Below are 20,953 nucleotides of genomic sequence, written 5' to 3'. Positions count from 1 at the left end.
CAACGAACGACGGCCGCGGTGAGTGCCCCGGCGGTGACCGCGCTCACCTTATGCCGGAGCGGGAAGAAAATAATGAGAAGCGACGCTGACCACTCCCATGGCACCATCATCGGCTGTGGATCTGACGACTGCCCCGACCCCGCTTCAGGAGGGCAAGCCGCCGAGCCGCATCCGGATGATCGTCGTTCTGGGCGTCATGGTGGCGCTGGGCCCGCTGACCATCGACATGTACCTGCCCGCACTGCCGAGAATCGCCGAGGAACTGGGGGTGTCCTCCTCGATCGCGCAGCTGACCCTGACCGGGACACTGGCCGGGTTGGCGCTCGGCCAGCTCGTCGTCGGACCGCTCTCTGATTCGCTGGGCCGGCGCCGGCCGCTGATGGCCGGGATCGTGCTGCACATGTTCGCGTCGTTGCTGTGCATGTTCGCCGCCAACATTGAGGTGCTGGGGTTGGCCCGGGCCCTGCAGGGGATGGGCGCCGCTGCGACCTCGGTGGTGGCCGTCGCCGTCGTCGGTGATCTGTTCACCGGCTCGGCCGCCGCCACGGTGATGTCGCGCCTGATGCTGGTGCTCGGCGTCGCGCCCGTGCTGGCTCCCTCGTTGGGCGCCGCGGTTCTGCTGAAGGCCTCCTGGCATTGGGTGTTCGCCGCGCTGGTGCTGATGGCTGGTTTGTTGCTCGTTGTGGCGGCGACGGCCCTGCCCGAGACGCTGCCCGTCGCGCATCGTCGCCCGCTGAAGGTGCGCGGCATCGCCGCGACGTATGTGGAGTTGCTGCGCGATTCCCGGTTCGTGGTGTTGGTCCTGGTCGCCGCGCTGGGCATGTCGGGTCTGTTCGCATACATCTCGGCTGCGCCGTTCGTCCTGCAGGGCCGCTACGGCCTGAATCAGCAGGCCTTCGCGCTGGTCTTCGCCGCCGGTGCGATCGCGCTGATCGGAGCGACGCAGTTCAACGTCGTCTTATTGCGCCGGTTCCGGCCGCAGACCATCGTGCTGTGGGCCCTGACGGTGGCCTCGCTCGGCGGTGCGGTCTTCGTCGGGATCACGGTCGCCGACGTGGGCGGGGTGGTCGGATTCGTCGTCCCGGTATGGGTGGTCCTGGCGGCCGTGGGCTTCGTCATCCCGAATGCGCCGGCGCTGGCGGTGACCCGGCATCCCGACGCGGCGGGCACCGCGGCTGCTCTGCTCGGTGCGGCACAGTTCGGCCTGGGCGCCGCGATCGCCCCGCTGGTCGGTGCCCTCGGCAACGACGAGTTCGCTCTGGCCGCAGTGATGACGGTGGGTATGGTGATCGCGTTGCTCGCGCTCATGGCCGTCGGTGTGTCGGCGGCCGATCGCGCGGACGACTCCGAACGCGATGTCACCGCCGACGTCGTGCCCGAGCCGGCCTGACGCTTCGCAGCGCGCGGTCCCGCAATGTCGGGATCGACACACTCCGTAGCGTCGGCGGGATTGCCGAACACTAGTCGACCCAGAATGCTGTCAACCCTTTTCACCAGGCAAAACGCCTCAACGAACCCGTGGCACGCGCTGTGGGCGATGATGGTCGGCTTCTTCATGATCCTGGTGGACGCGACGATCGTCGCGGTCGCCAACCCGTCGATCATGGCCAGGTTCGGGGCCAGCTACGACGCCGTCCTGTGGGTGACGAGCGCTTACCTGCTCGCATACGCGGTGCCGTTGCTGGTCGCGGGGCGCCTCGGAGACCGGTTCGGCCCGAAGAACCTCTACCTTCTCGGCCTGACGGTGTTCACCGTCGCCTCGCTGTGGTGCGGCCTGTCCGACACAATCGGGATGCTGATCGCCGCGCGGGTCGTCCAGGGCGTCGGTGCGGCGCTGCTGACGCCGCAGACGTTGTCGACGGTCACCCGCATCTTTCCCGCCGAACGGCGCGGTATGGCGATGAGCGTCTGGGGCGCGACGGCCGGGGTCGCGACGCTGGTCGGTCCGTTGGCCGGCGGAATCCTGGTCGACGCGCTCGGATGGCAGTGGATCTTCTTCGTCAACGTGCCGATCGGCGTGGTGGGCGTGGCGTTGGCCCTGCGGCTGGTGCCCGAGCTGCCGAGGCAGCGGCAGCGACTCGACGTGCCGGGCGTGATCCTGTCGGCGGTCGGGTTGTTCCTCATCGTGTTCGCGCTGCAGGAGGGACAGGCGCACAGGTGGACGCACTGGGTCTGGGGCCTGATGGCGCTGGGCACCGGGGTGGTGGCCGCGTTCCTGTTCTGGCAGGCGGCCAACCGCAACGATCCGCTGCTGCCGCTCGAGATCTTCCGCGACCGCGATTTTTCGTTGTCGACGTTCGGCGTCGCGACCATCGGGTTCGTCGTGACCGGCATGATCGTGCCGGTCATGTTCTATGCCCAGTCGGTCTGTGGGCTGTCGCCGACCCAGTCGGCACTCCTCACCGCGCCGATGGCGATCGCCACGGGTGTGCTCGCCCCCGTCGTCGGGCGGATCGTCGACCGGTGGCACCCGCGCCCGGTAGTCGGATTCGGGTTCTCCGTACTGGCGATCGCGATGACCTGGCTCTCGCTGGAGATGGCGCCCGCCACTCCGATCTGGCGGTTGGTGTTGCCGCTGACCGCGACGGGGATCGGCATGGCGTTCATCTGGTCACCGCTGGCCGCGACCGCGACCCGCAACCTGCCGCCGCGGTTGGCCGGTGCGGGTTCGGGCGTCTACAACACCACCCGCCAGGTCGGCGCGGTGCTGGGCAGCGCCAGCATGGCCGCGTTCATGACGTGGCAGGTCAACTCCGAAATGCCGCCGTGGGCCGCCGCACAGGGTGATGCGGGTGCGACGCAGTTGCCGTCGTTTCTGCACCCGCCGTTCGCGGCCGCGATGTCGCAGTCGTTGCTGTTGCCCGCGTTCGTCGCGCTGTTCGGTGTGCTCGCCGCGGTGTTCCTGCTCGGCTACGCGCGCCGCCCATTCGAGCAAGCCCCCGCCGTCGAACCCGACGAGAGCGAGGTGTTCGTCGACGACGATGACGACTACGTCGAGTACACCATCGACTGGAACGGCGGCTCGGCGTCGTGGGTGCCCGCCGATCGGGAACCGGCGACCGAGCCGCTGCCCGCGCGTGAGGAGCGCCCGCCTCAGCAGGCCGACGACTCGTGGCGCGCGATTCTCGACCAACTGCTCGCCGACACTCCGCCCGCACCGGGTCTCGAACGTGATCACGATCCGATCGGGTTGTCGCACAACGGATTATCCGAAGATGACGAGCGTAGGCTCACGCAGCTGGACCCAGCACGACCGAATGGCGAGCGGTGGAAACCGGGGCAGTTCGGATCAGGCGGCAGGCATGCGCGAGACGCTCACGACTGACGACCCGGGCTAGTCGAACAGCACCGCGGGATTGAGGTAGCCGGACGGGTCGAACGCCGCCTTCACTGTCCGCATGGCCGCGATATCGGCGTCGGTGCGCGACATCGCGAGGTACGGGCGCTTGCGGGTGCCGACGCCGTGCTCGCTGCTGACGTTGCCGCCCAGGTGCGCGATCAGGTCCATCATCGTCGTGTACAGGGCGTGTTCGGCTTCGTCGTCGAGCGTGCACCGTACGAGGTTCAGGTGCAGGTTGCCCTCGCCGACGTGGCCGAACAGCACCGGGATCGCCTCGGGCGCATGGTCGGCGACGAGTTGGCCGGCATCGGCCGCGAACTGTGCAATAGCCGAAAGCGGAAGCGAGACATCGAACTTCAGCGGCGGACCGTACACGCCGAGCACCTCGGCGACGGCTTCGCGCACCTGCCAGAGTCGCTGTTGTGCGGTGGTGTCGACGCCGACGGCGGGTTCCCCGCACACGTCGGTGCCGTCGATCGCCCCGGCCAGTCGATCGGTCTGGTCGGTGTCGCCGGCCAGTTCGATCAGAAGCTGCCAGGCGCCGTCGACGGGCGCGGGCACCCCGGCGTGCTCGGCGGTCAACGCGCTGGCGCGCGCGTCGATCAACTCCAGCGCGGCGACGCCGTCCAGATCGCGGAAGACCCGCCCGGCGCTCACGAGCGCGTCCAGGTCGGCGAAACCGCAGATCGCGGTCACACGGTGAGGCGGTGCGGGGTGCAGTCGCAGATCGAGTGCGGTGATGACACCCAAAGTGCCTTCCGCGCCGACGAACAGCGAGGCCAGGTCGTAGCCGGTGTTGTCCATCCGCACCCGGCTGTGCCGGCGCACGACCGAACCGTCGGGCAGCGCGACGTCCAGGCCGATCACCTGCTCGCCCATGTTGCCGTAGCGGACGGTGCGCAGCCCGCCGGCGTTCGTCGACGCCATCCCCCCGACGGTCGCGGTGTCGCGCGCGGCCAGGTCGACACCGAACACCAGCCCCGCCGCACCGGCCGCGCGCTGCACGTCGGCCAGAGTCACTCCCGCGCCCACCGAGATTCGGCGTTCGGCGACGTCGACGTCGCCCATGTCGCGCAGCCGCTCGGTGGACAGCAGCACGTCGTCGTGTTCGGGGACGGTGCCCGCCACCAGCGATGTCCGTCCGCCCTGCACGGTGACGTAGACACCGGCATCGCGGCAGGCCCGCAGCACCGCCGCCACCTCGTCGGCCGAGCCCGGTCGCACCAGGGCGCCGGCCCGGCCCCGGTACCGCCCGGTGTGGTCGACGACGCGGGCGGCGAGCACGTCGGGATCGGTGCTGACATAGGCGTTCCCGACGATCTCAGACAGCCGGTCGGTCAAGCTCATCACGTGGGTTCCCCCAGCGACAGGAACGCGCCCAACTCGATCAAGCGGCCCGGTGTGCTCGGCAGGTACTCGGTCAGCGCCTCCGACCGGACGATCACGCTGAGGTATTTCGCGCGGCTGACCGCGACGTTGAGCCGATTCCTGTTGAGCAGAAACGATATTCCTCGCGGCACATCGTCGATGGAGGACGCCGTCATCGACACGAACACCACCGGCGCCTGCCGGCCCTGGAACTTGTCGACGGTGCCGACCGCGACGTCGGGCAGCCCGGCCGCCTCGAAATAGTCGCGCAACAGCAGCACCTGTGCGTTGTAGGGGGCGACGACCAGGACGTCGTTCTGTGTCAACGCGCGGGTGCCGTGCTCGTCGGTCCAGTCGTTGCCGAGCAGGGTCAGTGTCGCCGCGACGATTGCTTGGGCCTCTTCGGGGCTGCTCGTGGAGTTGCCGTCGTGAGGAATGGACACCACGCGCACGCCGGGATTCTGGCCCTCGAGGCGCCGCGCGCCGGGGCCGTCCTCCGCCGGGCGCAGCTTGCCCTCGTATGCCAGCCGGGAGACCGGCGCGCACACCGCGGGGTGCATCCGGTAGGAGCGGTCGAGGAAGTATCCGAGTTCTGCTGGCAGCGTGCGGTTTTCCTGCACCAGCCAGCCGAGCGCCGACGCGTCGACCGGCTCGGGGTGGTGGCCCTGGCTCACCTGCGGCAGCTGTTGCGGGTCGCCGAGCAGCATCAGGTTGCCGGCGGCCCTGGCCACGGCGATCGTGTTGGCCAGGCAGTACTGCCCCGCCTCCTCGATCACCAGCAGATTCAGGCTGCGGGCCTCGACGCGCGTGTCGTTCGCGAAATCCCATGCGGTGCCACCGATGACGCACCCGGCGTGGTCGGCGATGAACGCCGCGTACTCGTCCTTGTCGATGGCCTGACAGCCGACGTCGTCGGGGCAGTCCTTCTTGGCGATGCGCTGTGGGTCCACCCCGGCCTTGATGAGCTCGCGAAAGAGGTTCTCCACCACGGCATGTGACTGGGCCACGACCCCGACGCGCCACTTGTGGTCGTTGACCAGGCGGGCGATGATCCGGGCCGCCGTGAACGTCTTGCCGGTGCCGGGCGGGCCGTGCACGGCGAGATACGACGACTCCAGGTCGAGCACCGCGGCGGTGATGTCGGCGGTGACATCGCCGGTGTGGGGCAGAGGCGCGCCGCTGCGCGTACGCGGGGGCCGTCGCAGCAGGATGTCGACCACCGCGGTGCGCGGCAGATCCGGTAACGCGGCCGCGACGTCGGCGGCCGCGGTGTCGATCGCCTCACGTAACTTCTTGGTCGGCACGATGTTTCGCGGCGTGAGTGCGAACGGCGTCTGCGGGAACGTCCCGGCCGGGGTTTCGCGTTCGCAGATCACCACCCGGGTGGGGACATTGGGGTCGTCGACCTCGATGACGTCGGCAGTGCCGGCGGCGCGCCGGTCCGCGTTGTCGGCCATCCCAGCGGGCGACGGCGGTTCGTACAGCGCGAACACCTCTCTGTTGATGCCACCGCCCTCCAGCGCGCCGGTCAGTTCCAGCCAGCGCTGCTGTTTGCGCGCGCGCGTCGACGGCAGATGCCAGTCCTTGACGACCGCGACGCCGTCGGCGTCGACCAGGAACACGTCGGTGGTGTCGCCCCACTCGTCGACCGGACTGTTCAGCCGGTCGAAATGCGCCCACCAGAACGGTTTGTCCTCGCGGCGGTGATACCCGCGCGCGGCGGCCATCAATGCCGCGGCAGTCTGTTCCGGACTGCGCTGCGCCACACCGTCTCCGGCGAAGTCCATCAGCGTGCGCGCCAGTTGATCGGTGTCCTCGACCGCGACGCTCTGCGTGACGGGCTGCGGTCCCAGCGGCGGCACGCTGGACTCGATCGCTATCTTGATCAGCCAGTCGCGCAGCCGGTGTGTGGACCGGCAGTCGTAGCGGTTGTAATCCTCGATCTTCTTGAGCATGTTGTCGGCTTCGTCGCGGCGACCTTCGGCCCGCAGCGCACAAAAGCGCGCGTACATCGTGATCGACTCCGTCGCTGTGGTGACGTCGCCGGTGCGTAGCTCGTTGCCCATGTACAGCGGCTCGAGCGATTTCAGGCTGTAGTTCTCCGTACCCACGCGAATGCTCTTGCGCACCAAGGGATACAGGTCGACCAGGACGCCGCTGCGCAGCAGGTCGTCGACCTCGTCCTCGCCGACACCGTAGCGGCCGGCCAACCGAAGAAGTGCCGTCTTCTCGTACGCCGCGTAGTGGTAGATGTGCATCTTCGGATACCGCTTGCGGCGCTGGCGCACCAGCTTGAGGAAGTCGACGAGAGCCGTGCGCTCACTCGGACGGTCGTGCGCCCACAGTGGCCGGAAACCGCCGCCGACCTCGAGCACGCCCCACAGGTACTCCAGGCCCCAATCTTGACCGTCGGAGCCCGATGTCGCCGGCCGCGCGGCTCCCGAAGTCCACAGGGGGTCGCCCTCGAAGTCGAAGAACAGGTCACCCTTGTCGGGGTCGGGCAGCAGCGTCAACGGTTGGGGGTCGACGATCTGGTAGGGCGGCTTGCCGTCCACCCGCGGCGCCAGCTGCAGCCGGGCCTGCTCCTGCAGCGCGGTGAGGGTACGCGCCGAAAGCTCGGCGACCGGACCCTCGTGTCGCGCGAGTTCGGCGACCGTGCCGATGCCGGCGTCGAGCAGGCGCGCCCGCTGGCTGACCCGCATGTTGGCCACCAGCAGCAGATCGTCGCCGGCGCGAACCTGGGCCTCGCATTCGGGACAGCGAAAACACGCGCGGACGGTGTCGTCGGCCCAGTCGACCGGCGCACCGGACGCGAAGTGGTCGTCGAGCAGGCGCTGCAGCGCCTGGCGGCGGGGGCGGTAGACCGCAAGCAATTCGTCGATGCGGTAGCTCGCGGTGGCGCCGTCACCGAGAACCAGCTCGACCTCGTCGGCCACCGGTACCCCCGCGGCGGTGAGCACTTCGGCATAGGCCGCCAACTGCAGCAGCGCCTCCACCTTCACCGAGCGGGCGATCTTGGTGTCGCGCAACCGATATCGCTCGCCGTCGTCGTCCCGCTCCAAGATCAGGAAGTCGGCGAAACCGACGAATCGGCCGTCGAACATCGCGGCCTGGTAGATCACCTCGGCGCGACGCTCGACAGCTCGACGCGTCTGCTCGGCGGCGGCGGTCAGGCCGTCGACCGTGTACGGGGGCCGGCCGATGATCACGACGTCGGCGCGCTCGCGCAGCAGGTCGAGGTGTCGCTGTTCATGCTCATCGCCGAGCTGAGCCGTCCTGGCCAGCAGCTCGTCCTCGGTCGCGACGGCGGGACCCCGACCGAGCTTGGCGTCGAACGCGCGCAGCAGCGCGTACTCGCAGCGGGCCGCCGCTGCGAGATCGGATGCGCTGTATACGACGCGGGTTTCGGCGCCATCGGAGGCCACGAACACGGTGCCACTGTATGTGACCCCGACGACACCCCCACCTCCGCCGAACGTGGGTTACCCGCACGCCCCGCGCGGCCTGGGCGTGACACAAGGCCACACTCGTCGATTCACAACGACGCGCGTATGCACAGGGCCCCGCGTCCATTCCGCCGCGCCGGACGATTGTGTGAGACCCGGTACCGACGGTGACCGCATGGATACGAATGCGTCGCCGTTCATCGGCACCGAAGCGTTGACGGCCGGCACGGTGACTAGGCGGACGCTCGTCAGCCGCCACACCATGATCTACCGCAACGTGTATCTGCCGACGGGGGTGGAGCTGACACCTGAGCGCAGGGGGGTGGCGGCATGGTTGTGGTCCCGGCGAAACGCCACCCTCGCCGGACTGTCGGCCGCGGCTTTGCACGGATCCCGATGGATCGACGCGGACCTGCCTGCCGAACTGATTCGCGGCGAGGCATGTGACGTCGACGGAATCACCATCCATCGGGCGAAGCTGCGCGATGAGGAGCTCAGCGTCGTGCACGGAATGCCGGTGACCACGCCCGCGCGGACGGCATTCGATCTCGGGCGGAGGAAGGGGCTCGAGAGAGCGATCATCGCGGTCGATGCGTTGGCGCACGTTACCGGTCTCAAGCCGATCGATGTCGAGCGTCTCGCCGAAACACGGCGCGGTGCCCGCGGCATCGTGCAGCTGCGGCGGGTCCTGGAGCTGATGGACGGCGGCGCCGAATCACCGCAGGAAACCCGGACACGCCTGCTCATGGTCGCCGCGGGGTTTCCAAGACCGCGCACGCAAATCGTCGTCGTTGACGAGTACGGCTCTTTCGTCGGCCGGGTGGACCTCGGCTGGAAGGAATTCAAGGTCGGCGTCGAATACGACGGTCCGCAACACTGGGACGATCCGATACAGCATGCACGCGACATCGACCGGCTGGCCGACCTGGCGGCCGAAGGCTGGCTGATCGTCCGGGTGAGTCGAGATCTCTTGCGCAATCGTCCGCATGTCTTTCTGGCTCGCGTACGGGACGCGATGCAGGCGAGAGGCTGGCCGCATTCGGACACGGTTCGGCTCAACGCTCGAATCGCCGAGCTGTAGGCCGCCGAGTGTGAGCTCGATACACGTCGGCGCCACGAAGCGCGTGCGGGTAACCCACGTTCGGCGCGGCTGCGGCATGGTGGGGGGACGTCAGCCGCCGGTGTTCCCGATCAGCTCGACGCCGTTTCCGTTCCACCGGAACCTGACCACGCTGTCGAGCCCCGGCACGCCGTTCGAGTAGCGCAGCGCGACCGTGTCGCCCGTGCTCTCGGACGTGTCGACGCCGTTGAACCCGTAGGTGTCGGGCGCCCCGCTCGGGATGAACTTGCCGAGGTGGAACATCACCGCCCGCGTGTTCGGGTTGGTGGCGTTGGTGTTGGCCTTGACGATGACGACCGACAGCTTCGCGCACTCGTTGTAATTGCCCGCGATCGGTTCCGGGTTCCAGCCCTGGTTGCTGCGCGGATCACGCGGCAACTCGGCCACCGCCCTGGTGATCTCCGGCGCGGCGAGGTTGACCGCGCAAGGGTCGGCCGCCGGTGCGCCGGACGCGGCGGCGGGGGGAGCAGCCGGTGGCGCGGCCGAAACAGGCGCGGCGGAGGGCAGAGCCTCGGGCGTCTTGGAGACGGTGGAGTCGCTTGCCCCGCAGCCAACGGCGACCAGCACCACCGCCGAGAGCGCCGTCGCCGAGCGAAGGAGCGCCTTGAACCGAACCGTGCACATCACCTGAGCCACCCTTGCAAATCGCGTCGACCAGGTCGCGCCGACACACCGCGTGGCGAAAAGGGCCGCTCGCGGGCACTAGACTCGACGCGATGACCTCCGCCGAGTCGGATGCGAGCCCCGACGGCTCGACCGGCACCCTGACCTTCGACGACCTGCAGATTCACCCTTCGGTGCTGCGGGCCGTCGTCGACGTCGGCTACGAGTCGCCGTCGGCGATCCAGGCGGCCACCATCCCGGCCATGATGGCGGGTTCCGACGTGGTGGGCCTGGCCCAGACCGGCACCGGCAAGACCGCCGCGTTCGCAATCCCGATCCTGTCCAAGATCGACACCGCGAGCCGGGCAACCCAGGCGCTGGTCCTTGCGCCGACGCGCGAACTGGCGCTGCAGGTGGCCGAGGCGTTCGGCCGGTACGGCGCCCACCTGCCGGAGGTCAACGTGCTGCCGATCTACGGCGGCTCGTCCTATGGTCCCCAGTTGGCGGGACTCAAACGCGGGGCCCAGGTCGTCGTGGGCACGCCGGGCCGGGTGATCGATCACCTCGAGAAGGGCCGTCTGGACCTGTCGCGGCTCGACTACCTCGTGCTCGACGAGGCCGACGAGATGCTGCAGATGGGCTTCGCCGAGGATGTCGAGCGCATCCTGTCCGACACCCCCGAGTTCAAGCAGGTCGCGTTGTTCTCGGCGACCATGCCGCCGGCGATCCGCAAGATCACCAAGCAATACCTGCACGACCCGGTCGAGGTCACGGTCAAGGCGAAAACCGCGACCGCCGAGAACATTTCGCAGCGCTACATCCAGGTGTCGGGCCACCGCAAGATGGACGCGCTGACGCGGGTGCTCGAGGTGGAGGAGGGCGACGCGATGATCGTGTTCGTCCGCACCAAACAGGCCACCGAAGAGGTCGCCGAGCGGCTCAAGGCCAGGGGTTTCGCCGCTGCGGCGATCAACGGAGACATTCCGCAGGCCCAGCGCGAGCGCACGATCGCCGCATTGAAGGACGGCAGGATCGACATCCTCATCGCGACGGATGTCGCCGCGCGCGGACTCGACGTCGAACGCATCTCGCACGTCTTGAACTACGACATCCCCAATGACACCGAGTCCTATGTGCACCGCATCGGACGCACGGGCCGGGCGGGCCGGTCCGGGTCGGCGTTGCTGTTCGTCACACCGCGCGAGCGCCACCTGCTCAAGGCCATCGAGAAGGCCACCCGCTCCAAGCTGGTGGAGGCGGAACTGCCCACCGTCGAGGACGTCAACGCCCAGCGGGTGGCGAAATTCCGCGACTCGATCACCGAAGCGCTGAGCGCCCCGGGGGTCGACGTCTTCCGCAACATCATCGAGGACTACGAACGCGAGCACGACGTGCCGATCGCCGACATCGCGGCGGCGTTGGCCACGCAGGCGCACGGCGGTGACGAGTTCTTCATGGTCGAACCGCCGCCGGAGAAACGCCGCGAACGCGATGAGCGTCCCCGCCGCGACAAGCCGGACCGCAAACCGCGCGAAGGCCTGGCCACCTACCGCATCTCGGTGGGCAAGCGGCACAAGGTCGGGCCCGGCCACATCGTCGGCGCCATCGCCAACGAAGGTGGCCTGCACCGCAGCGATTTCGGCCACATCACCATCCGCCCGGATTTCTCGTTGGTGGAGCTGCCCGCCGATCTGCCCAGGAAGACACTCAAAGCCCTTGAGAACACCCGTATCTCGGGGGTGAAGATCAACCTGCAGCCCGATCGACGGCCGGACAAGGGCCGGCACAAGCAGAGATGACGCTGTCGCGCGGCTTGGACGCGCAGGGCGGATTGGAATCCGTCAGCAGGGCCGAACGAGTCTCTTCGCTCACCGGGATCCGCGCCGTCGCCGCATTGTTGGTGATGTTGACCCACGCCGCGTACACGACGGGCAAGTACCCGCAGGGCTATGTCGGTCTGGTGTACTCGCGCGCCGAGATCGGAGTGCCGATCTTCTTCGTGCTCAGCGGGTTTCTGTTGTTCTCGCCGTGGGTGAAGGCTTGCGCGGAGGGTAGGCCCGGACCCTCGGTGCGCCGGTACGCATGGCGCCGGGTGTTGCGCATCATGCCCGCCTATGTGGTCACGGTGCTGGTCGCCTACCTCGTCTACCACTTCCGCACGGCGGGCCCGAACCCGGGACACACCTGGGAGGGGTTGTTCCGCAACCTGACGCTGACCCAGATCTACACCGACAGCTACCTGTATTCGTTTCTGCATCAAGGGCTTACGCAGATGTGGAGCCTGGCGGTGGAGGTCGCGTTCTATGCGGTTCTGCCGCTGCTGGCGTGGTTGCTGCTGGTGGTGCTGTGTCGACGACGGTGGCGTCCGGGCCTGCTGATCGGGGGACTGTTCGTTCTGGCGCTGATCACGCCCGCGTGGTTGATCCTCGTGCACACCACCGACTTCCTGCCCGACGGCGCGCGGCTGTGGCTGCCGTCATACCTCGCCTGGTTCATCGGCGGGATGCTGCTGGCGGCGCTGCAACCGCTGGGGGTTCGGGCCTACGGCCTGGCGTGCATACCGCTGGCGGTGGCGTGCTATTTCATCGTGTCCACGCCCATCGCGGGCGAGCCGACCACCTCACCCGCCGAATTACGCGAGGCGTTGGTGAAGGCGTTCTTCTACGCGGTGATCGCGACGCTGGCGGTGGCGCCGCTGGCGCTCGGTGATCGCGGCATCTACGCGCGGTTGCTGTCGAGCCGGCCGATGGTGTTCCTCGGCGAGATCTCCTACGAGATCTTCCTGATCCACCTGATCACGATGGAACTGGCGATGGTCGAGGTGCTGCACTATCCGATCTACACCGGGTCGATCGTCATGCTGTTCCTCGTCACCTTCGTGATGACCGTCCCGCTGGCGTGGCTGCTGCACCGGTTCACGCGGGTGCGCTCCTGACGGTCTGGCTTCAACGGGCGGATCCGCAACAGCCACCGGGTGCGGGGGATCAACCCGGTAAGCATCCGTTGCGGCTTAGGGTAGCCTAACCGCAACAGCGACACGGAGGGCTAGTTATGTCGGACAAGAAGCCAACGCGCGGGTTCCAAGGTGCGGTGCTCAAGCTGCTGCGTGCGGGCGACTATCGGCTGACCGTGACCGGTAAACGCGAGATCAGCCCGCACTACCTGCGCCTGAGCTTCGACGCGGGCGGCATGCTCGAAGGCTCGCCGCTGCACCCGACGATGTGGATCCGCATGTGGTTCGCCGACGGCGAGAAGCTGCATCAGCGCGGCTACACCCTGGTCGACCCGAACCCCGCCGCCGACACCGTCGACATCGAGTTCGCGCTACACGACGGCGTCGCCTCGCACTGGGCGGAGAACGCGCAGCCCGGCGACACGATCGAGGTCACGGTGCTCGGCAGCAACTTCACGCTGCCCGAAACGCCGCCGGCCGGTTACGTGATCGTCGGCGACACCGCGTCGCTGCCCGCCATCAACTCGTTGCTGACCGCGATCGGCGACACCCCGGCGCGGGTTTTCCTGGAGGCGGCGCACGACGACGACCGCCAGCTGCCGGTCGCCCGCAGCACCGACGTGCTCTGGGTGGACCGCAAGAACGCCGGCGAGGCACTGGTGGAAGCGGTGGCCGCGGCGGCGTTCGAGGCCCCCGACCACTTCGGATGGGTCGCGTGCGACAACCGCACCACCCGCGCGGTGGCCAAGGTCTTCCGCGAGGAGTACAAGATCTCGAAGAAGTCGATCAAGGCGCAAGCGTATTGGGTGGCCTGACGGCTCCGGACGCTACTGGGTGGCCTGTCGGCTCGGCAGGACGATCGGTACGACGAACTCCTCGAGCATCGACCGCTCGTCGGCCTCGTCGTGGCCGGGGAACAGCATCAGCGAGGTCATCACCCGAACCAGCCACCGCGCGCGGTGCGCGACCAACTCCGGGTCGTCGGGGCCCAGCGAGATCACGAACGCCTCGGTCAGCGCCTTGATCACCTCGGACTCCTCGGCCATCTCCGCGCCGATCGGTCGCTGGGTGGTGGCGAACCACGAAGCCAGCGCCGGGCTTTCGCGGACGTTGCGCAACGAGGCGACCACGCCCTCGATCAACCGCTCCCGCGGGTCGGTCAACGCATTGATCTGTTCGGTCATCTCGCGGTACAGCCGGTAACTCTCCCGATGCACGTACGCGGTGTACAGGGCCTCGCGGTTCTCAAAGTAGCGGTACAGCGTGGCCCGCGAACATCCGGCCGCCGAGGCGATCTCGTTCATGCCGACGGTGGCGGCCTCCTTCTGGATGAACAGCTCGCCCGCCGCGTCCAGGATGCGGTCGGCGGCCACCTCGGTGCGCCGGGCGGCCAACCAGTCACCGGCCATCAGGCGACCACCTCGAACGGGACGGACAGCGGCCGTCGCACATAACTGCCGCCGGCCCAGACGATTCCGCTCTCGTCGACCACGAAGTCGGGTATGCGCGTCAGCAGTTCGGTCAGGGCGACGCGGGATTGCATGCGCGCGGCCGCCGCGCCGAGGCAGTGGTGCGCGCCGTGGCTGAAGGTGAGGATGTTGCGTGGCCTGCGTGTCACGTCGAGTTCCGATGCGTCGTCGCCGAATTGGCGTTCGTCCCGGTTGGCCGATGCATACAGGAACAGCACGCGCCGGCCCTCCGGGATGGTGGTCTCGGCGACCGTCACGTCGCGGGTGACGGTGCGGGCCAGCCCTTGCACGGGCGAGGTCATGCGCAGGAACTCGTCGACCGAATCCGGTATCAGGTCCGGGTTTTCGACGAGAAGGCGGCGTTGGTCGGGGCGCTGGTGAAGCAGCTGGACCGAGCCGCCGAGCATGCCGGTGGTGGTGTCGTTACCGCCAGTGACCATGGTGAAGGTGAAGGCGAGGATCGACAGCACACCGGCGATGTCGCCGTCGGCCCCGACACCCGCGGCCACCAGATGTGAGACGGTGTCGTCCTCTGGTTGGACCCGTCGCCGCTCGATGAGATCGGTGAAGTAGGCCATCATCTCGCCGAGTTTGTCGCCGAGCGTCTCCAGCGCACCACCGATCCCGCCGTCGGTGGTGTTGGCGGCGACGATGGCGTCGGTCCAGCCGTCGAATTTGTCGCGGTCGGCCTCCGGGACGCCGAGGTAGTGCGCGACCACCATGGACGGCAACGGTTTGAACAGTTCGGTGACGATGTCGCCGCCGCCGTTGCTCCGGATGCGCTCGATCCGTTCGACGACGTACTCGCGCACTTTGGGTTCGACCGCCTCGACCTGCCGCGGCGTGAATCCTCGCGACACCAGCTTGCGGAACTCGGTGTGCACGGGCGGGTCCTGCATGACCATCGGCGGGTTGTCGGCCAGGCCGATCAGTTCGAGTTCGCCGTAGTTCACCGTGAGGCCCTGCGCCGAGGAGAATGTGTCGTGATCACGCGCGGCGGCCCAGATGTCGGCATGCCGCGACATGACGTAGTAGTCGTGATCGGGCCGGTCGCGCGGCACCACGTGGTGTACGGGATCATGGTCACGCAGCGCCCGGTACATCGGCCATGGATCGGCCCACGTGTCGGCGTTGGCGAGCTGGAATCGAACCGGCGTGTCATGAGACAGGGTGGCCGTCACGTCTCATTCGTACGACACTATGCGCGAACCTGTCAATAGTACTGACCGCGAAACCGACGGATTGGTCGCGGATCGAGGTGATCGGCAGCCATTACGTCGGTCTCGACGCACTTCAAATAGCCGCGCCCGGATTGAGGATGTTGTCCGGATCGAGCGCCTGCTTGATGCGCCGGTTGAGTTCCATCGCCTCGGGGCCGATCTGACCGGCCAGCCATGGCCGCTTCAGCCTGCCGACCCCGTGTTCGCCGGTGATCGTGCCGCCCAGGCTCACGGCCAGGTCCATGATCTCGCCGAACGCCTGGTGGGCGCGTTCGGTCATCACGGGATCGGCGGGGTCGTAGACGATCAGCGGGTGCGTGTTGCCGTCGCCCGCATGCGCGATCACCGAGATGAGCAGTTCGTGGTTGGCGGCGATCTTGGCCACGCCCCCCACCAGATCGGCCAACGCGGGCAATGGAACTCCGACGTCCTCGAGCAGCAGCGAGCCCTTCAGTTCGACGGCCGGGATGCAGAATCGCCGGGCGGCGACGAACGCCTCACCCTCCTCCGGATCAGATGTCGAGAACACTTCCTTGGCGCCGTGCTCGGTGAAGACGTCGGCCATGAACCGCGCGTCCTCGGCGCCGGACGGACCGCGATCATCGGAGGCGGCGACCAGCATCGCGGCGGCGCTGCGGTCGAGGCCCATCTTCAGTTTGTCCTCGACGGCGTTGATGGCCGCCGAGTCCATGAACTCCAGCATCGAGGGCCGGATCCTGGCGGTGACCGCGACGACGGCCGCCGCGGCCGCCTCGACCGAGCCGAAGGACGCGACCACCGTGCACGCCGCCGACTGTGCGGGCAGCAGCTTGAGCGTCACCTCGGTGACCACGCCGAGCGTGCCCTCGCTGCCGACGAACAACTTTGTCAGCGGGAGCCCGGCGACGTCCTTGAGCCGCGGACCGCCGAGCCGCACCGCGGTGCCGTCGGCGAGCACCACCTGCAGGCCGAGCACGTAATCCGTTGTGACGCCGTACTTCACGCAGCAGAGGCCACCGGCATTGGTGGCGACGTTGCCGCCGATGCTGCAGATCTCGAACGACGACGGGTCCGGCGGATACCACAGCCCGAATTCGGCGACCGCCTTCTTGACCTCCGCGTTGAGCAGACCGGGCTGGACGACGGCGGTGCGGGTCACCGGGTCGACGGTGATGTCACGCATCTTCTCGGTGGTCAGCACGATGGCGCCGTCGAGGGCCGATGCGCCGCCGGACAGGCCGGTGCCCATCCCGCGCGGCACCACCGCGATCCTGTTGGCAGTCGCCCAGCGCAACACGGCTTGCACATCTTCGGTGCATCGCGGCCGCACCACCGCAAGCGGTGTGCCCGCGTTCGGGTCGAACGCCCGGTCCTGCCGGTAGGACCCCAGGATGTCCGGATCGGTGACGACCGCTCCCTCGGGCAGCGCATCGACCAAATCGGCCAGGGGTGACTCCACAGCGCCATGGTACGAGCCGACACCGTGGACGTTTCGAGCTGCGTGACGGCGGCCCGAAAACATGCGTAGGTAGGAGGACTGCGGGATATAGTTCCGCCGTGATCAGCGGGGGTCCGCTGGCGGGACGTGACGGCGAACTGGCGACCATTCGCCGCGCACTCGGGGGCAGCGACACATCCGGCGTGGTGATCGTCGGGGCCGCCGGAGTGGGCAAGACCCGGCTCGCGCGTGAGGTGCTTCGGCTCGCCGAACGCACCGGTGATCGGACGAACTGGATCGTGGGCACCGAGTCCGCCAGAGCATTGCCGCTGGGCGCGTTCACCGCGGTCATCGACGACGCCGTCGCCGATCCGCTGCCCGACGTACGCCGGCTGATCAATTCCCTTGTGGCTCACCAACGTCACGGCCGCACCCTGGTTGGAGTCGACGACGCGCATCTGCTCGACGGGCTGTCGGCGCATGTGGTGCACCAGCTCGCGCAGACGCGGGCGGCGCGCCTGGTCATCACGCTGCGCTCGGGCGCCGACGAACCCGATGCGATCACCGCGCTGTGGAAGGACGGGTTGCTCCTTCGCCTCGACCTCGGGCCCCTGTCCGTCGACGCGGCTCGCCGCATGATCGAGCAGAGCCTCGGCGGTGTGGTCGACGCCCGTAGCGCGCAGCGGTTCTGGAAGCTGACCGGCGGTAACGCCCTCTTCCTGAGTCAGGTGGTCAAGGACCAGATCGACGCCGGCCGGATGCGGCAGACGGCGGGGGTGTGGATGTGGGACGGCGGCGTCGCCGTGTCACAGAGCATCAGCGACATGGTCGGGCGCCAACTGCGCGAACTGAACCCGGATATCGCCCTCGTCGTCGACACGCTGTCGCAATGCGAACCGCTGGCGGTCGGCGCCCTGTGCGATGTGGTGGATCGAGAGGCGCTGGAGGCCGCCGAGCGGATGCGGCTGGTCACCGTCGAGCGAAGCGGAGCAGATCTCGTGGCGCGCCTGGCCCATCCGCTGTTCGGGGAACTGCGCCGCGCGACCGCGGGCGAAATGTACCTGTCGAGAATCCGGGGCAGGTTGGCCACCCGGCTCGCGCGGGACCGCGAGTCCGATGTCCAGGCGACGGTGCGCCGGGCGCTGCTCGCGCTCGAATCGGACCTGCCACCGGACCCCGACCTGTTCCTGACGGCCGCGCGTGGCGCGATGACGCTGCTTGACCTCGAACTCGCCGACCGGTTCGCGACGGCGGCGGTCGACGCCGGTGCAGCCGAGGCACCGGGTTTGCGCGCGCTGAACCTGTTCCTGCTCGGCCGCGGCGCGCAGGCCGAGGACGTGCTGAGTCGAATGGTCGGCGACGGCACCGCAAGCGCACACCGGTGGTCGATCGCGAGAGCGGCCAACCTGATCTGGATGCTGGGCCGCATCAATGACGCGTCGGAGGTGTTGGCCCAGCTGGCCGCGGGGCCCGAGTCCACGGCCGAACAGTTCGCGCGCATGGCTGCCGAGGCGTGCGTCGATGCAGCGTCGGCGCGATGTGACGCCGCAGTCCAAAAGGCCACGGCGGCACTGGAGTCGGGGCTGCTGACCGACTTCGAGGCGATGTTGGCCTCGGTGGCGTTGACGATGGCGCTGGGGGCGCTCGGCCGAGCCGACGAACTGACCGCCGTCGCGGAGTCGGCGATGGATCGGGCGGTGACGTCATTTCAGGCTTCGCACATGCGGTTCTGGTTCGCCAGCGTGTACGCCCGCGCCTGCCGGCTGACCGGGCATATCCACGAATGTGAGGCAATGGCACGGCGAGTGGCCGACTCGGCGAAAGAGATGCCGAGCCTGGCCTACGCCAATCTGGCGTCGCTGCTGGGAAGCGCCGAACTGATGCGGGGCAACGCCCGCGCGGCGGCGACGCTGTTACACGAGGCGTCGGCCGGTGCGCAAAGGCACGGTGTGACAAGCGGGTTGCGGCCGGCGACCTGTTTCGCCCTGGCGGAGGCACACGCGAAACTCGGTGAGGGGCATGCGGCCGAGGACGCGATCGCCGAGGCTCGTGACAGCGTGCCGTCCGACTACGTGTTCATGCAGACGGCGTTGAGCATCGCCACCGGATGGTCGTTGGTGGCCAACGGATGCGTCACCGAGGCCATCGCCACCGTGCGATCGGCGGCGGCACAAGCCCGTGCGCGTCGCCAGCCCACGCATGAGCTGGCGTGCCACCAGGCGGCGGCGCAGTGGGGTGACACGTCGTGCGCCGGGCCCGCACGCGAACTCGCCGACGAACTCCGGCTGCCGTTGGCCGATACCGTTGCGCGCCATGCAGAAGCGCTGGCCGCCGACGACGGCCAAGGATTGCTCGCCGCCGCCGACGCGTACCGCGCGATCGGCGACCGGGCCGCCGCGGCCGATGCCGCCGCACAGGCGGCGGTCGCATTCACCCGCGGCCAGCACCGCAAGCGCGGCCTGTACGCAGCCGCCGTCGCCAAAGAACTCAGCGACGCTTGCGGGGGACTGTGCACACCGGCCCTGAGAGTTCCGGCCAGCCAGTCGCTGACCGGGCGTCAGCGCGAGATCGTCGAATTCGTGGTGGCCGGAATGTCGAACCGCGAAATCGCCGACCGGCTGGTGATGTCGGTGCGCAGCGTCGAAGGCCACATCTACCGTGCGTGCCAACGGGTGGGGGCGAGTTCCCGTGACGAACTGGCCGCGATCGCCAGGCACGGCCCGGGAGGCTAAGCCGTTGGCGGACGGTCTAATTCGTGCAGCGCGGGCAGGAACAGCGCGATGATGCCCAGCAGCAGCATCGGCAGCGCGAGCGCAAAGAACGTCGCCCCCAGGCCCGCCGAGTCGGCCAACGGCCCGGCGATGATCAGACCCAGCGGCCCCGCCGCGTAGGCCAGCGATCCCATCACGCCCATCACCCGGCCGCGCAAGTGCTGCGGTGCCCGTGTCTGCATGACGTAGTTGTAGATCGGCTGGATCGGCCCGTACACCAGACCGACGATCGCCGAGAGCGCCAGGATCAGCGGTAGTGGTGGCAGGAACGCGATGACCGTCATCGCGGCCCCCAGCGTCAGCACCGCGATCAGCATCGTGGTCCTTCGGTTGATGTATTTCGACGACACCGCATAACCGAGCGCGCCCACCAGGCCGCCGATGCTCAACGCCATCAGCACCCAACCGAGTTGCACGGGTTCGTCGCGGTCGGTGAAGTACTTGGGGAACAGGACCGACTCCATCGGCATGTAGAGCCCCATCACCACCAGGTCGACGACCGCCAGCGTGCGCAGGACCTTGTTGTGCCAGACGAAGCTCAACCCCGCGACGATGCCCGCCAACACGCCCTCGGGCAGCGCGGCGCGGTCGGGCGTACCGGCTCCTTCCAGCCGCAGGACCGCGATCGCGGCGATCGAAAGCACGAACGCCGATGCGGTGACCCACATCGTGTTGATGCCGCCCACCGTCGCGATCAGCAGGCCGCCGATGCCCGGTCCGACGATGTAGGCGAGATTGAACACCGCCTCATAGACGCTGTTGGCGCGGTCCAGCGTCCACCCGGCGCGAGCCGCCGCTTCGGGCAGCATCGTCTCGCGAGCGGTCATCCCCGCCGGGTCGAAGAAAGCGCCCAGCGCGGCCAAGGTGGCCAGCACCGCGACATTGACGGCATCGACGCCGAAGGTCAGCGCCAGCACCGGCACGGCGGCCACCGACAGCGCGGACAGCGCGTCGGAGATCATCGAAACCCGCCGCCGCCCCAGATAGTCCACCGCGGCTCCCGCGATCAGCGTGGCGACCAGCAACGGCAGCGAACCCGCGATCGCCACGATCGAGGCGTCGAGCGCAGAACCATTGCGTTGCAACACCAGCCAAGGGAAGGCTACGAGCGATATGCCGTTGCCGGCACCGGCCGTGAGCGCGGCGAAAAGGATCAACAGCATGGGACCGCGCCGGCTGTTCATCATGAGTTATCGCGGCAGAATCTAACAGCGCGCAGACCCGCTCGGCATCAGAATTCCTCACC

At 68.4% G+C, this 20,953-nt stretch carries 14 protein-coding genes; 7 read left to right on the top strand and 7 right to left on the bottom strand.

Features of this window, described 5'->3' with window-relative positions; genetic code table 11:
- Positions 1 to 97: 97 nt before the first annotated feature.
- Together AU197_RS08900 and AU197_RS08895 are read left to right on the top strand one after the other, a co-directional pair.
- Positions 98 to 1,390: a multidrug effflux MFS transporter gene (locus AU197_RS08900; protein ID WP_064402171.1), complete on the top strand. Its 1,293-nt coding sequence runs from the start codon at positions 98 to 100 to the stop codon at positions 1,388 to 1,390.
- An 84-nt stretch (positions 1,391 to 1,474) separates the two neighbouring features.
- A complete protein-coding gene (locus AU197_RS08895; protein WP_064402170.1) occupies positions 1,475 to 3,325 on the top strand; it encodes an MFS transporter in 1,851 nt (616 codons plus the stop codon).
- 9 nt (positions 3,326 to 3,334) lie between these two features.
- Here AU197_RS08895 and AU197_RS08890 read toward each other — a convergent pair whose 3' ends face one another.
- On the bottom strand, positions 3,335 to 4,687 hold the full coding sequence (locus AU197_RS08890; protein WP_064402169.1) for an FAD-binding oxidoreductase: 1,353 nt from the start codon (positions 4,685 to 4,687) through the stop codon (positions 3,335 to 3,337).
- Positions 4,687 to 8,139: a TM0106 family RecB-like putative nuclease gene (locus AU197_RS08885; protein WP_064402168.1), complete on the bottom strand. Its 3,453-nt coding sequence runs from the start codon at positions 8,137 to 8,139 to the stop codon at positions 4,687 to 4,689. Before AU197_RS08885 ends, AU197_RS08890 begins: the two co-directional genes overlap by 1 nt.
- 190 nt (positions 8,140 to 8,329) lie before the next feature.
- Here AU197_RS08885 and AU197_RS08880 point away from each other — a divergent pair, with 190 nt between their 5' ends.
- Complete coding sequence (locus AU197_RS08880) at positions 8,330 to 9,235, top strand: type IV toxin-antitoxin system AbiEi family antitoxin (protein ID WP_064402167.1); 906 nt, start codon at positions 8,330 to 8,332, stop codon at positions 9,233 to 9,235.
- A 90-nt stretch (positions 9,236 to 9,325) separates the two neighbouring features.
- Here AU197_RS08880 and AU197_RS08875 read toward each other — a convergent pair whose 3' ends face one another.
- Positions 9,326 to 9,898 (bottom strand): LppP/LprE family lipoprotein, encoded by a 573-nt coding sequence (locus AU197_RS08875; RefSeq protein WP_064402166.1) that lies wholly within the window; start codon positions 9,896 to 9,898, stop codon positions 9,326 to 9,328.
- A 92-nt stretch (positions 9,899 to 9,990) separates the two neighbouring features.
- Here AU197_RS08875 and AU197_RS08870 point away from each other — a divergent pair, with 92 nt between their 5' ends.
- The 3 genes from AU197_RS08870 (at position 9,991) to AU197_RS08860 (ending at position 13,645) form a co-directional block, all read left to right on the top strand.
- Entirely contained in the window at positions 9,991 to 11,676 is a 1,686-nt protein-coding gene (locus AU197_RS08870; RefSeq protein ID WP_064402165.1) for a DEAD/DEAH box helicase, read from the top strand.
- On the top strand, positions 11,673 to 12,812 hold the full coding sequence (locus AU197_RS08865) for an acyltransferase family protein (protein WP_064402164.1): 1,140 nt from the start codon (positions 11,673 to 11,675) through the stop codon (positions 12,810 to 12,812). Before AU197_RS08870 ends, AU197_RS08865 begins: the two co-directional genes overlap by 4 nt.
- A 116-nt stretch (positions 12,813 to 12,928) precedes the next feature.
- Positions 12,929 to 13,645, top strand: coding sequence for a siderophore-interacting protein (locus AU197_RS08860; RefSeq protein WP_064402163.1), 717 nt, complete (start codon positions 12,929 to 12,931; stop codon positions 13,643 to 13,645).
- Between the two features lie 12 nt (positions 13,646 to 13,657).
- Here the strand turns inward: AU197_RS08860 and AU197_RS08855 are convergent, their stop codons facing one another.
- From AU197_RS08855 to AU197_RS08845, 3 genes are all read right to left on the bottom strand, one after another.
- Positions 13,658 to 14,239, bottom strand: coding sequence for a TetR/AcrR family transcriptional regulator (locus tag AU197_RS08855; RefSeq protein WP_064402162.1), 582 nt, complete (start codon positions 14,237 to 14,239; stop codon positions 13,658 to 13,660).
- Positions 14,239 to 15,402: a cytochrome P450 gene (locus AU197_RS08850; protein WP_502687868.1), complete on the bottom strand. Its 1,164-nt coding sequence runs from the start codon at positions 15,400 to 15,402 to the stop codon at positions 14,239 to 14,241. Before AU197_RS08850 ends, AU197_RS08855 begins: the two co-directional genes overlap by 1 nt.
- A 190-nt stretch (positions 15,403 to 15,592) precedes the next feature.
- Positions 15,593 to 16,957, bottom strand: a complete 1,365-nt coding sequence (locus AU197_RS08845) for an FAD-binding oxidoreductase (RefSeq protein WP_064402160.1) — start codon at positions 16,955 to 16,957, stop codon at positions 15,593 to 15,595.
- Between the two features lie 98 nt (positions 16,958 to 17,055).
- Between AU197_RS08845 and AU197_RS08840 the strand changes: the two genes are divergently transcribed.
- Positions 17,056 to 19,668, top strand: a complete 2,613-nt coding sequence (locus tag AU197_RS08840) for a LuxR family transcriptional regulator (RefSeq protein ID WP_064402159.1) — start codon at positions 17,056 to 17,058, stop codon at positions 19,666 to 19,668.
- Here the strand turns inward: AU197_RS08840 and tap are convergent.
- The gene (gene tap, locus AU197_RS08835; RefSeq protein WP_064402158.1) at positions 19,665 to 20,894 is read right to left on the bottom strand and encodes a multidrug efflux MFS transporter Tap; all 1,230 of its coding nucleotides are present in this window, start codon (positions 20,892 to 20,894) and stop codon (positions 19,665 to 19,667) included. The two genes, AU197_RS08840 and tap, sit on opposite strands and share 4 nt — an antisense overlap.
- Between the last annotated feature and the right edge of the window lie 59 nt (positions 20,895 to 20,953).

The organism is Mycobacterium sp. IS-1590 (assembly GCF_001500025.1).
GTDB lineage: Bacteria > Actinomycetota > Actinomycetes > Mycobacteriales > Mycobacteriaceae > Mycobacterium.
The sequence above is the reverse complement of the archived record's forward strand: the minus strand, read 5'-3'. Positions and strand labels throughout refer to the sequence as shown.